Source organism: Candidatus Accumulibacter propinquus, assembly GCF_056856495.1.
In genome coordinates, this window is the sequence record NZ_JBSEHC010000003.1 from 2,126,200 (window position 1) to 2,137,404 (window position 11,205).

At 66.3% G+C, this 11,205-nt stretch carries 10 protein-coding genes; 5 read left to right on the forward strand and 5 right to left on the reverse strand.

Annotation, left to right across the window (positions count from 1 at the left end; translation table 11 throughout):
- Positions 1 to 15: 15 nt before the first annotated feature.
- The 4 genes from AC15MQ_RS15560 to AC15MQ_RS15575 are packed head-to-tail and all read right to left on the reverse strand — an operon-like array spanning position 16 to position 5,943.
- Positions 16 to 1,281 carry an efflux transporter outer membrane subunit gene (locus tag AC15MQ_RS15560; protein WP_483080657.1) on the reverse strand — a complete coding sequence of 422 codons (1,266 nt, stop codon included), beginning with the start codon at positions 1,279 to 1,281 and terminating at the stop codon, positions 16 to 18.
- A complete protein-coding gene (locus tag AC15MQ_RS15565; protein WP_483080562.1) occupies positions 1,269 to 1,460 on the reverse strand; it encodes a hypothetical protein in 192 nt (63 codons plus the stop codon). Before AC15MQ_RS15565 ends, AC15MQ_RS15560 begins: the two co-directional genes overlap by 13 nt.
- The gene (locus AC15MQ_RS15570) at positions 1,453 to 4,686 is read right to left on the reverse strand and encodes an efflux RND transporter permease subunit (RefSeq protein ID WP_483080563.1); all 3,234 of its coding nucleotides are present in this window, start codon (positions 4,684 to 4,686) and stop codon (positions 1,453 to 1,455) included. Before AC15MQ_RS15570 ends, AC15MQ_RS15565 begins: the two co-directional genes overlap by 8 nt.
- 15 nt (positions 4,687 to 4,701) lie before the next feature.
- The gene (locus tag AC15MQ_RS15575) at positions 4,702 to 5,943 is read right to left on the reverse strand and encodes an efflux RND transporter periplasmic adaptor subunit (protein WP_287653980.1); all 1,242 of its coding nucleotides are present in this window, start codon (positions 5,941 to 5,943) and stop codon (positions 4,702 to 4,704) included.
- A 132-nt stretch (positions 5,944 to 6,075) separates the two neighbouring features.
- Here AC15MQ_RS15575 and AC15MQ_RS15580 point away from each other — a divergent pair, with 132 nt between their 5' ends.
- From AC15MQ_RS15580 to AC15MQ_RS15600, 5 genes are all read left to right on the forward strand, one after another.
- Positions 6,076 to 6,747: a TetR family transcriptional regulator gene (locus AC15MQ_RS15580; protein WP_483080564.1), complete on the forward strand. Its 672-nt coding sequence runs from the start codon at positions 6,076 to 6,078 to the stop codon at positions 6,745 to 6,747.
- A 251-nt stretch (positions 6,748 to 6,998) separates the two neighbouring features.
- Positions 6,999 to 7,133, forward strand: coding sequence for a hypothetical protein (locus AC15MQ_RS15585; protein ID WP_483080565.1), 135 nt, complete (start codon positions 6,999 to 7,001; stop codon positions 7,131 to 7,133).
- Positions 7,130 to 7,489: a hypothetical protein gene (locus tag AC15MQ_RS15590; protein ID WP_483080566.1), complete on the forward strand. Its 360-nt coding sequence runs from the start codon at positions 7,130 to 7,132 to the stop codon at positions 7,487 to 7,489. The genes AC15MQ_RS15585 and AC15MQ_RS15590 overlap by 4 nt, the downstream gene beginning before the upstream one ends.
- Entirely contained in the window at positions 7,486 to 8,262 is a 777-nt protein-coding gene (locus tag AC15MQ_RS15595; protein ID WP_483080567.1) for an SDR family NAD(P)-dependent oxidoreductase, read from the forward strand. The genes AC15MQ_RS15590 and AC15MQ_RS15595 overlap by 4 nt, the downstream gene beginning before the upstream one ends.
- Complete coding sequence (locus AC15MQ_RS15600; RefSeq protein WP_483080568.1) at positions 8,255 to 9,859, forward strand: LTA synthase family protein; 1,605 nt, start codon at positions 8,255 to 8,257, stop codon at positions 9,857 to 9,859. Before AC15MQ_RS15595 ends, AC15MQ_RS15600 begins: the two co-directional genes overlap by 8 nt.
- Here AC15MQ_RS15600 and AC15MQ_RS15605 read toward each other — a convergent pair.
- Positions 9,856 to 11,205 (reverse strand): aminotransferase class I/II-fold pyridoxal phosphate-dependent enzyme, encoded by a 1,350-nt coding sequence (locus AC15MQ_RS15605; protein ID WP_287653985.1) that lies wholly within the window; start codon positions 11,203 to 11,205, stop codon positions 9,856 to 9,858. The genes AC15MQ_RS15600 and AC15MQ_RS15605 overlap by 4 nt on opposite strands.

Consider the following 11,205-nt stretch of genomic DNA (forward strand, 5'->3'; position numbering starts at 1 on the left):
CCGGGCCGCGGTCAGTCAAGGCGCGCTGTTCCTTGCCGGCGCCGCCTGGTAGTCCCAGCCGCCGCCCATCGCCCTGGCGAGGTCGATCAGGGCGAAGCGCACGTCGCGCGCGGCCAGGATCTGCAGGGTCTGCGCCTGCAGGAGCTGGCGCTGCGCGTCGAGCACGTCGAGATATCCCGAATAGCCCGAGCGGTAGCGGAGTTCGGCGAGTTCGAGCGCCGCGCCGAGCTTCTGCGCGCGCTCGGCCTGGGCGGCGAGCGCCGCGCGCGTCGTGCGGTTGGCGATCAGCGCGTCGCGCGTTTCGCGAAAGGCCGTCTGCACCGTCTGCACATAGCTCACCACCGCTGCCTCGCGACGGGCGGTTTCGGCCAGCACGTTGGCTTCGATCGCCTTCAGGCCGATCAGCGGCTGCAGCAGCGAAGCGCCGATTCCCCAGGCCAGCGCCGGCGCCGAGAACAGGTCGGCGAAGGCGGTGGACTCGGAGCCGTACGAGGCGGTCAGCGACAGCGACGGGAAATACTGCGTGCGCGCGGCATCGATGCGCAGGCTCGCGGCCGCGAGCTGGGCTTCGACCTGTTTGACGTCGGGCCGCCGCTCCAGCATGTCGGAAGGCAATCCCGCCGGTACCTCGGGCACGTCCAGGAGGTGGACCTGCGTCACGTCGCGGCTAATCCTGGCGTCGAATACTTCGCGCGGCGAACGCCCGAGGATCGCCGCCAGCGCCGATTCGTAGGTACCGACCGCGCGTTCGGCAGCCGCGAGGTTGGCCGTGACGGCGGCGCGTTCCGCCTGCGCTCGCTGCAGGTCGTAGTCGCCGATGATGCCGGCCTGGTAGAGGTCGTTTTGCAGGGCCAGCGTCTGTTCGCGCGACTTCAAGGTATCGCGCAGCAGGGCAAGTTCGGCGTCAGCGGCGAGCAGGCCGAAATAGGCGCGTGCGCTCTCGGCGGCGACGGCGGTGCGAACCGTCGCGCGCGCGTATTCGGTGGCCAGCAGTTCGCTGCGCGCCGCATTCGCGCCGTGGCGATAACGTCCCCAGAGGTCGAGTTCATACGATGCGCGCAGGCCGACGCGGTAGTCGCTGTTGGTCGGATTGAAGTCCGCGGGCAAGGGCTGCGAACCGACCAGCGTCATGCGGTTGCGGCTGGCGTCGGCGCCGAGGTTGAGGCTTGGGTAGAGATGGGACTGCGCCAGCAGCACGTTCGAGCGCGCCAGGTCGACGCGCGCCATCGCCGCCTGCAGATCAAGGTTGTGGGCCAGCGCTTCGTCGATCAGGGTCGCCAGCGTCGGGTCGTTGAAGCTTGTCCACCAGCGTTCGAGATCCGGCGCGGCCGTCGCCGTGCCGGCAGGTCGAGGACCGGCGGGGCGCTCGGCGTCGTCTGGCAGGCGGCGAGCGTGAGGGTCACTGCCGCCGCGAAGGCCAGCGCGGGTCGGCGCCGAAGCGATGCTCGAAAGTCAGTCATGGCCGCCGCCTCCCTTGTTGCTACCCGGTACTTCCGGAGGCGGGGCCGCCGCCTGCGGGACGTCATGCAGATGCCTGACCTCGTCCAGCAGTTCGTCGTGCGAGCGTTGCTCGCGAAGGCTTCGGTCGTAGAGCACCTTGAAGAACAGCGGTACGTGGAAGACGGCGAGCAGGGTGGCGGCGATCATGCCGCCCATGACGCCGGTACCCACCGAGTGGCGCGCTCCGGCACCGGCGCCGGTCGAGATGGCCAGCGGCAGGACGCCGAGGATGAACGCCAGCGAGGTCATCAGGATCGGCCGGAAGCGCAGCCGTGCGGCTTCGATCGCCGAGGCCGAGGCGGAAAGACCCTCGGCGTGTTTGAGCACCGCGTATTCGACGATCAGGATGGCGTTCTTGGCGGCCAGACCGAGCAGGGTCACCAGGCCGATCTGAAAATACACGTCGTTGGTCAGCGGCGCCGCACCGAAGAACGGTCCGAGCAGGTTCTTGGTCCAGATCGCCACGAGTGCGCCGAAGGTGCCGAAAGGCAGTGCCAGAAGCACGCACAGCGGCAGCGACCACTTCTCGTATTGCGCGGCGAGGATCAGGAAGACCATCACCACCGCCAGCCCGAGCGCGAAGGTCGAGGCGCCGCTCGATTTCTTCTCCTGGTACGAGGAGCCGCCCCAGTCGAAGCTGAAGTCCGGCGGCAGCACTTCCCTGGCGATCGCCTCGACACGTGCGATGCCCTGGCCGGAGCTGATGCCGGGCGCCGTCTGGCCGATGATCTTGACCGCCGGCAGGTTGTTGAAGCGGTCGAGCGAATCCGGCCCGGAGGAGTGCCGGACGTTGACCAGCGCCGCCAGCGGCACCATCTCGCCTTTCTGCGAACGCACGTAGAGGCCCTGGATGTCGTCCGGCCGCTGGCGGTATTCGGGTTCGGCGGACATCAGGACCTGCCAGGTGCGGCCGTACTTGTTGAAATCGTTCACGTAGTAGGTGCCGAGAGTGGACGACAGCGCCGCGAAAACCTCGTCGATCGGCACACCGGCTTTCTTCGCCTTCTCGCGGTCGACGTCGACGAAGAGCTGCGGCACGGTGGCGCGCCACAAGGTCTGCGCGCCGCCAAGCTGCGGATCGCTGTTGGCGCGTGCGAGAAATTGCTGCAATACCTCCTGCAGGCGTTTGGAACCGCCGTCGCCGCGGTTCTGGATGAAGAACTCGTAGCCGCCGGCGGTTCCGAGGCCGAAGATCGCCGGCGGATTGAAGGCCAGTACCAGCGCTTCCTTGATACCGCCGGTTTTCATGAACAATTCGCCGACGAGTTGCTGCGATGTGGTCTGGCGTTCGTGCCACGGTTTCTGCGTCACGAACAGCGTCGCCGCATTGTTGCGGAAGCCGCCGCCAATGAAGTCGAAGCCGGCGAAGGCGACGACATCCTGGTTGTCGGGGTTGCTGCGCACCGCCGCCTCAACCTGCTCGACGACCCGGGTGGTACGCTCGAGGGTGGCGCCGTCGGGCAGGATGATGGCGCTGATGTAGAAGCCCTGGTCCTCGTCGGGGACCAGGCTGCCTGGCGTCGTGCGCCAGAGGAAAGCGGTGATCGCCACCATGCCGGCGAAGAGCGTGAGCACCAGCGCGGCGCGGCGGATCACCCAGACGACACCGTCGAGGTAGTGCCGGGTGACGCGCGAGAACCAGCCGTTGAACCAGCGGAAGAAGCGGTTCGGCTGGCGATGGCCGTGTTTGAGCATGATCACGCACAGTGCCGGCGACAGCGTCAGCGCGACGATGCCCGACAGGACCACCGAGATCGAGATGGTCACCGCGAACTGCCGATACAGCTCGCCGGTGAGCCCGCCGAGGAAGGCGATCGGTACGAACACCGCGGTCAGTGTCAGTACGATGGCGATGATCGGGCCGGTCACCTCGTGCATCGCCTTGACCGCCGCGTCGCGCGGCGGCAGGCCTTCCTCGCGCATGATCCGCTCGACGTTTTCCAGAACGACGATGGCATCGTCGACGACGATGCCGATGGCCAGCACCATGCCGAACAGGGTCAGGGTGTTGATCGAATAGCCGAGTGCGTAGATGCCGGCAAAGGTGCCGATCAGCGATACCGGTACGGCGGCGAAGGGGATGATCGCCGCGCGCCAGCTCTGCAGGAACAGGTACACCACCAGGAAGACCAGCAGCATCGCTTCGCCGAGCGTCTTCAGCACCTCCTCGATCGACACCTTGACGAAGCGCGTGGTGTCGTACGGCACGGCGTAGCTGAGGCCCTCGGGGAAGCGCTGCTGCAGTTCGTCGACGGTGGCCTGCACGCTCTTCGCCACGTCGAGGGCGTTGGCGCCGGGCGACAGGAAGATGCCGACCAGCGTCGCCGGCCGGCCGTTGTAGCGGCCGTTGAATTCGTAGTCGCGGGAACCCAGTTCGACGCGTGCGACATCGGCGAGGCGAACGGTGGAGCCGTCGGGGTTGGCGCGGACGATGATCTCGCTGAACTGCGCCGGGTCGGCCAGGCGCCCCTTGGAGGTGATCGTGTAGACCAGGTCCTGGCCCTTGCCGATCGGCGACTGACCGACCTTGCCGGCGGCGAATTGCGCGTTTTGTTCGTTGATCGCGTTGGCGACGTCACCGGGCGTCAGCTTCAATTGCGCGAGGCGATCCGGCTTCAGCCAGATGCGCATGGCGTAGTCCTTGGCGCCGAAGATCTGCACATTGGTCGTGCCGGGCAGCCGCTTCAGTCGGTCGAGCACGTTCAGCGTCACGTAGTTCGAGGTGAACAGGTCGTCGTAACGGCCATCCGGCGAATAGAAGGCGAGCACCTGCAGGAAGGCCGAGGAGCCGGGCTCGACAGTCACTCCCTGCCGGCGCACTTCCAGCGGCAGCCGCGTTTCCACCTGCTTGACGCGGTTGCTGACATTGACTGCGGCGATGTCGATGCTGGTGCCGATCTCGAAGGTGACCTGAATCTGCGCGACACCGTTCGACGACGAATTCGACGACATGTAGATCATGCCGGGCAGGCCGTTGATCGCATTCTCGAGCGGTGCGGCGACCGTCGATTCGAGCACTTCGGCCGAGGCGCCCGGGTAGGTCGCCTGCACCGTTACTACCGGCGGTGCGATTTCGGGATACTGCGCGATCGGCAGCGAGCGCATCGCCGCCAGGCCCGCGAGCACCAGCAATACCGAGACGACCACCGCGAAGATCGGGCGGTCGATGAAGAAGCGCGAGAACATGGTAGCCTTCTCCGCTTACTTGCCGGTCGCAGCAGCTGGCGCCGCCGCGGCGGCTGCCGGCGCAGCGGCAGGAGGGCCGCCGGCATCGCCGGCCGGCGTGATGCGCACCGGGGTGTTCGGCATCATGATCCGCGCCACGCCGTCGACGATCACACGGTCGCCCGCGGCCAGCCCCGAGTCGATCAGCCAGACGTTCCTGCCGCCGCTCTCGGACCAGTCGCCGACGACTACCGGTCGCGCCTCGGCGATCTCCTTGCCGTCCTTGTCCTTGCCGACGACGTAGACGAACTTGCCCTGCGGCCCTTCGAGCACGGCGACCTGCGGCACCGCCAGCGCCCCCTGCCGTTGCGCTCCCTTCAACGCGACGCGCACGAACTGGCCGGGTTTCAGCGCCAGGTCGGCGTTGGCGATCTCGGCGCGCATTTCGTAGGTGCCGGTCTGCGGGTTGACGCGCGTGTCGGTGAAGCTGATCCGGCCACTGCGCGGAAAGGTCGAGCCATCGGACAGTTTCACCGAAACCTCGAAGGCATTGTTGCGCGGCAGTTGCAGGCGACCATCGGCCATCGCCTTGTTGAGCCGCAGTTGCTCGTTCTCGGAGATGTTGAACAGTATCCAGATCGGGTCGACCTGCGACACCGTGGTGAGCAGCGTGGTATTGGCGTTGGCCAGGCTGCCTTCCGACTGCTGGGCGCGGCTCGACAGGCCGCTGATCGGGGCGGTGACGCGGGTATAGGCGAGATTGAGCTTCGCCTCGCTGAGCTTCGCTTGCGCCGCCTTGATCGCGGCCGTGGCGAACTCGGCCGCGGATGCCGCGTCGTCGGCTTCCTTCTGGCCGATGGCCTTGCGCTCGGCGAGCGGGCGCAGGCGCGCCGCCTCGCGGTCCGCCTGCGTCTTCTGGGCCTTGGCGCGCAACAGTTCGGCCTCGGCGGCAGCGAGTTGGGCCTCGAATGGCTTGGCATCGAGCAGAAACAGCGGTTGCCCGGCGCGCACTGCCGCTCCCTCCTGGTAGAGCCGCTTCTCGACGATGCCGGTGACGCGGGCGCGGACTTCGGCATCCTTGGAGCCGGCAGTCTGTCCGACGTACTCGAAGGTGACCGGGAACGCGGCCGGCTGGACGCTGACCGTGGTCACTTCCGGGGGCGGAAAGCCACCCATGCCGCCGGGAGGCTGCTGCTGCCCGCAGCCGGCCGCAGCGACAACGGCCAGGAGCAGCACGGATAGCAAAGGGGCGGCAGGTTGGGCAGCGGGCGCGGGCATGGAGGTTCCTCGGAGAAGCGCAGCGCGCTGTGATGCAACGCGACTTGCGGAAGGAGCGAATTTTACGTACATTCAGGAATGTTTGTAAATGGGCGTACCGCAAGCTGTGCTGTTTCTCCGGACGAAAAATCGATGGTGAGAAGGACAAGAGACGAGGCGCTCGCCACCCGTGAAGCGCTACTCGACGCCGCCGAGCGTGTTTTCTGCGCCAGCGGCGTGACTCGTGCGACTCTCGGTGACGTGGCCAGTGCCGCCGGCGTCACCCGCGGCGCCGTCTACTGGCACTTCCGTGACAAGGGCGAGCTGTTCGGCGCGATGTGCAGCCGTGCGACGCTGCCGATGCAGAGCCGCCTCGAACAGGCGGCGGATGGTGACGGCGACGACGCCATCGCGACTTTGCGCGAGGTTTCGGTACGGGCCTTGCGCGAGATCGCCTCAGATCCTCGTACCCGAGCCGTGCTCGAAATCCTGCTCTGCAAGTCGGAGCGTTTGACCCAGACGACCGACGGCGCGCCGCATGTGGACGAAATGGACCGCCAGTGCGTCTGCGCCGTCGAGCGCATCATCCTGCGCGCGATCGCCCAGGGGCGGCTGCCAGCGGACACTGACAGCAACCTCGCGGCGCATTTGCTGCAGGCGTTCTTCCACGGCGTGATCCAGCTTTGGCTGACGCATCCCGAGGCCTTCGACCTCAATGCCGCAGCACGGGCCATGGTTGAGACGATGCTTGCCGGTTTGGTCGCAGCCCCCTCCGCGGCGGTGTGCGGCGGTTTGACCCCGGTCGCCGCGGCCGGGGGCGACTGACCGGCAGTCGAAACACCAGTAACTGCATCGATCATTCCGGCGACGGCAACTCGGGCGGTCTGCCGGCCGTGTTATGATTGGCCGGATGAAGCATGAATTACCGGAAACGCTGAGGGTGGCCGTCACGGCGGTAGGGGCGCGAGCGGGCACCAGCCAGGCGGTTGACCGTCGGCCAGGTGAGCGGGCTCTGCCACCGCGGAAAACGCTGGAAATGGCCTCAGTTGGCGGGCGGTGCAGGGGATTGGGGTAGCTTGAAGCGTTCTTTTCTGTTCCTGCAAGGAGTTTGCTCGCCGTTCTTTGCCAGCCTGGCCGATCGATTGGTGGCGGACGGTTACCGTGTCTACAAGACTGCCGGTGATCTGCTTTGCTGGAGCGCAAAGGGGTGAATGGTCATTCCTTGCTGCCACACGACCTTGACTGGTTTCGACGCGTTGGTGAACAACAGCCCGACTATGGAAACGGTGAGTCTGTTGCCTCGCCGTCTAGGATACGCGCTGCCCATGATGTGGCCTACCACGAGGCCGGCATCGCCAATCCGATCCTCTTCAACCGCTACCCGACGCACGCGCCGGTCTCTGCGGCAGTCGAGTACGCCGGGTATATTTACCGCTTTCGCAACACGGTGATCCATACCACGCAGGTCAATGGTGGTTTCTACTGCCGAGCCGGCATTCGCATGGCAGTCAACAATTTCCCATGGCTGCTGGAGCCCGAGCGCTCGCCTCTGGATGAACTCCTGTGAGCCCGCCGGCGTTCCCCGCGAGCGTGCTGATAACTGGCGCCAGCGGCGGTATTGGCGGTGCCCTGGCCGCCGTCTATGCCGAAGCGGGCAGGACCCTCGTCCTGCAGGGACGCAATGCGCTTCGCCTGGCGGAGTTGGCGGCGTTCTGCGAGACGCGTGGCGCTCGCGTGTTGACGCAGGTGCTCGACCTGCGCGACCGTGTGGCACTGGCGGACTGGCTGCGGACGCTCTGCGCGCAGGAACAACTGGATCTGGTGATCGTCAATGCCGGCCTGAACACGCATGTGGGTCCTTCTGGCGCCGCCGAGGGCTGGCCGGAGGTGCAGGACCTGCTGGAGGTGAACGTCGTGGCGGCGTGGGCGACGGTCAATGCGGTGCTGCCGGCGATGCGCCTGCGCGGGCAGGGACAGATCGCCCTGATCAGTTCTCTGGCCGCGTTTTACGGGTTGCCGGTGGCGCCGAGCTACTGTGCCAGCAAGGCCGCGCTCAAGGTCTATGGCGAGGCGATGCGCGGCTGGTTGGCCGCCGAGGGCATCCGCATCAACGTCGTCATGCCGGGTTACGTGGAATCATCGATGTGCCGCGCGATGCCCGGTCCGAAGCCATTTCTGTGGTCCGCCGAGCGGGCCGCCCGCTACATCCGGCGCGGTCTGGAACGTAACCGGGCACGCATCAGCTTTCCTTTTCCGCTCAATCTGGGAACCTGGTTCCTGTCGGTGCTGCCTCCGACGGTTTCCGAGCGCATCCTGCGCCTGCTCAATTACGGTGGCTGATTCGTTCTGGTCGGCGGCGGCACCGGCGGCCGTGGCCGGCGCGGGGCTTTCACTATTGATCGAGCGCCTTCTGCAGCCGCCGACGCGGCCTTTGTGGCGGCGACCGGTTGCGGCCCTGGCCATCCACCTCGGACTCTGGCTGCTGCTGTTTTCCTGTCTGCTGCTGGTCCTGCAGCGCCCTTTCTTTGCCGCTGCTGCGCTGTTGGCGGGGATGCTGTTCCTGGTTCTGGTGAGCAACGCCAAGTTCCATGCCCTTCGCGAACCGTTCGTGTTCCAGGATTTCGAGTATTTCAGCGACGCCTTGCGGCATCCCCGCCTGTATCTGCCTTTCCTGGGCGCCGGCAGGGCGCTGCTGGCGCTGCTGGCCTTCGCTGCCGCGGTCACCGGCGGCCTGGCGATCGAGCGATCGCTGCTGTCCCGGCTGCCGGTCATCGACTTCCTGGCCGGCGCGGGCGGGTTGGCGCTGGCCGGACTGCTGCTGCTGTGGCTGGGCCTCGCAAAGAAACTGTCCGTCAGCTTCGACGCCGCGGCTGACCTCCGGCGATTGGGCTTGCTGGCTGCCCTGTGGCGTTATGGCGAGGAAGAACTGCTGCCCTTCAAGGTTTCCTGGCCCTATGAGCACTTTGGCGCGGGGCCACCGGTTCGCGCGCATCCGGCGCATCTGGTGGTGGTGCAGAGCGAGTCCTTCTTCGATGTGCGGCGTCTGTTTTCCGGAATCCGCACGGATGTCCTGCGCGAGTTCGACGCCTTGCAGGCGAGTGCGCTGTGGCAGGGACGGTTGCAGGTGTCGGCCTGGGGGGCCAATACGGTGCGCACCGAGTTTGCGTTTCTGTCCGGACTCGCGATCGACGCGCTGGCCGTGCATCGTTTCAATCCCTATCGCCGATTGGCGCGACAGGATCTGGCCACGCTCGCCAGTTACCTGCGGCGATGCGGCTACCGCACCGTCTGCGTGCATCCCTACGCCGCCAGCTTTTATGCGCGCGACAAGGTGTACCCGCGACTCGGTTTCGACGAATTCATCGACATTCGCAGCTTTTCCGGCGCGCCGAGGAGCGGGCCTTATGTCAGCGACCTGGCGGTTGCCGAGAAGGTCTGTTCCTTGCTGGCAGGCTCCTCGGAGCAGCCGCTTTTTGTTTTTGTGATCACCATGGAGAACCACGGGCCCTTGCATCTTGAGGATCCGCTGCCTGGCGACAGCGAACGCTGCTATACGGTGGCGCCGGCCGCCGGCTGTGATGACCTGACGATCTATCTCCGCCATCTGCGCAACGCCGACAGTATGGCCGGCAGGCTGCGGCAGCAACTGGCGGCCCTGCCGGGGAACGGGTGCTTGTGCTGGTTCGGGGATCATGTGCCGATCCTGCCGGAGGTGTATCGGGCAATCGGCACGCCGGACGGGCAGACCGACTACTTCATCTGGCGCAAGGATGGCCCGATGCAGGTGGGAACACGCCGTGACCTCAAGGTCGAGCAACTCGGCGACTTCGTTCTGCAGGCGGCGGGCGTGTTCAGGGCGAGTGCAACCGAGGCGTCCGATCAGGCTCCCGGGCTCTTCCGGGCCACTACGGCGAAAGCCGGAGTACCGTCAGCCTAGAGCTGAGCCAGTTCCTCGGCCAGTGCGGCGACCGTTTGCCGTATCTGCATCTCGCTGTGCTCGCAGGAGACGAAGAAGCGCAGACGCGCGGATTTCTCGGGCACGGCCGGATAGAGGATCGGCTGCACGTTGATGCCACGCTCGAAAAGTGCCGACGCCAGGCGCGCCGCCTTGATCGAACTGCCGGTAATTGCCGGGATCACGGCGAATCCGGCGCTGGTGCCGGTGTCGACGCCGGCGGCCTGGGCTTGCGCGAGGAAAAGACGCCCGCGTTCCTGCAACGTGGCGACGCGCTGGGGCTCCCTGTGCAGGCACTGCAGGGCCGCCAGCGAGGCGGCGGCAATCGCCGGCGGCATGCCGACGCTGTACAGGAAACCAGGGGCCAGGAATTTCAGATGTTCGACCAGTGCCGCCTCGCCGGCGATATAGCCGCCGCAACCTGCCAGCGCCTTGCTCAGGGTTCCCATCCAGATGTCGACGTCGGCGCTGGGTAGTCCGAAGTGCTCCCGGATGCCGAGCCCGTTGCGCCCCATGACGCCGAACGAGTGAGCTTCGTCAACCATCAGGAAGGCTCGGTACTTGCGCTTGAGCTCAACGAAGCGGGGCAGCTCCGGATAATCGCCATCCATGCTGTAGATCCCTTCCAGCACGATCAGCACCCGCTGAAAGTGGTGGCGTTGCTGGCCGAGGACGGCGTCCAGTGCAGCCCAGTCATTGTGCGGGAAAGGCAGGCGGCGGGCACCTGAAAGGCTGATTCCCTGCACGACGCTGTTGTGGATCAGTTCGTCGTGAAGAATCAGATCCTGGGGGCCGAACAGGTGGCCGATGGTCGTGACGTTGGTCGCGTGACCACTGACGAAGGTGATCGCATCGTCAACCCCATAGGCCGAGGCGATGGCCCGTTCGAGTTCCCGGTGTACCGGCCGTTCTCCGGAAACCAGGCGGCTCGCGGAGACCGAGGTACCGTATTGGTCGATGGCCTGCCGGGCCGCTGCGGCAACCTCAGGGTGGCCGGAAAACGCGAGGTAGTTGTAGCTTGCGAAGTTGACGTACTCGCGTCCGTCGATGCGCGTCGTCGCCCCGGCGATGCCATCGTGGAGCTTGAAAAAGGGGCTGTCGATGCCCAGGCGATGCGCGCCTTCGCTGATGATGCGAATCTGCTGGTAGCCGGGATGCAGATCAAAGCGGTAGTGCTGCTCGGGGGTGGCGGTACTTCCGCCCGGCGAGCGCGCCGGCACCGTCATCCCTTGTCCCTGCTCGGCCTGACGCAGCCGGCGTTCGAGGGCCTGCTGGATGAGTCGGTCCTTGATCTGGGCGGTCAGCCCTGGTAAGCCCTTGCGTGCCAT

Coding starts and splice junctions, on each gene's coding strand:
- AC15MQ_RS15565 (WP_483080562.1), bottom strand. CDS start 1,460: ATGACTGACTTTCGAGCATCGCTTCGGCGCCGACCCGCGCTGGCCTTC.
- AC15MQ_RS15570 (WP_483080563.1), bottom strand. CDS start 4,686: ATGTTCTCGCGCTTCTTCATCGACCGCCCGATCTTCGCGGTGGTCGTC.
- AC15MQ_RS15575 (WP_287653980.1), bottom strand. CDS start 5,943: ATGCCCGCGCCCGCTGCCCAACCTGCCGCCCCTTTGCTATCCGTGCTG.
- AC15MQ_RS15580 (WP_483080564.1), top strand. CDS start 6,076: ATGGTGAGAAGGACAAGAGACGAGGCGCTCGCCACCCGTGAAGCGCTA.
- AC15MQ_RS15605 (WP_287653985.1), bottom strand. CDS start 11,205: ATGGCACGCAAGGGCTTACCAGGGCTGACCGCCCAGATCAAGGACCGA.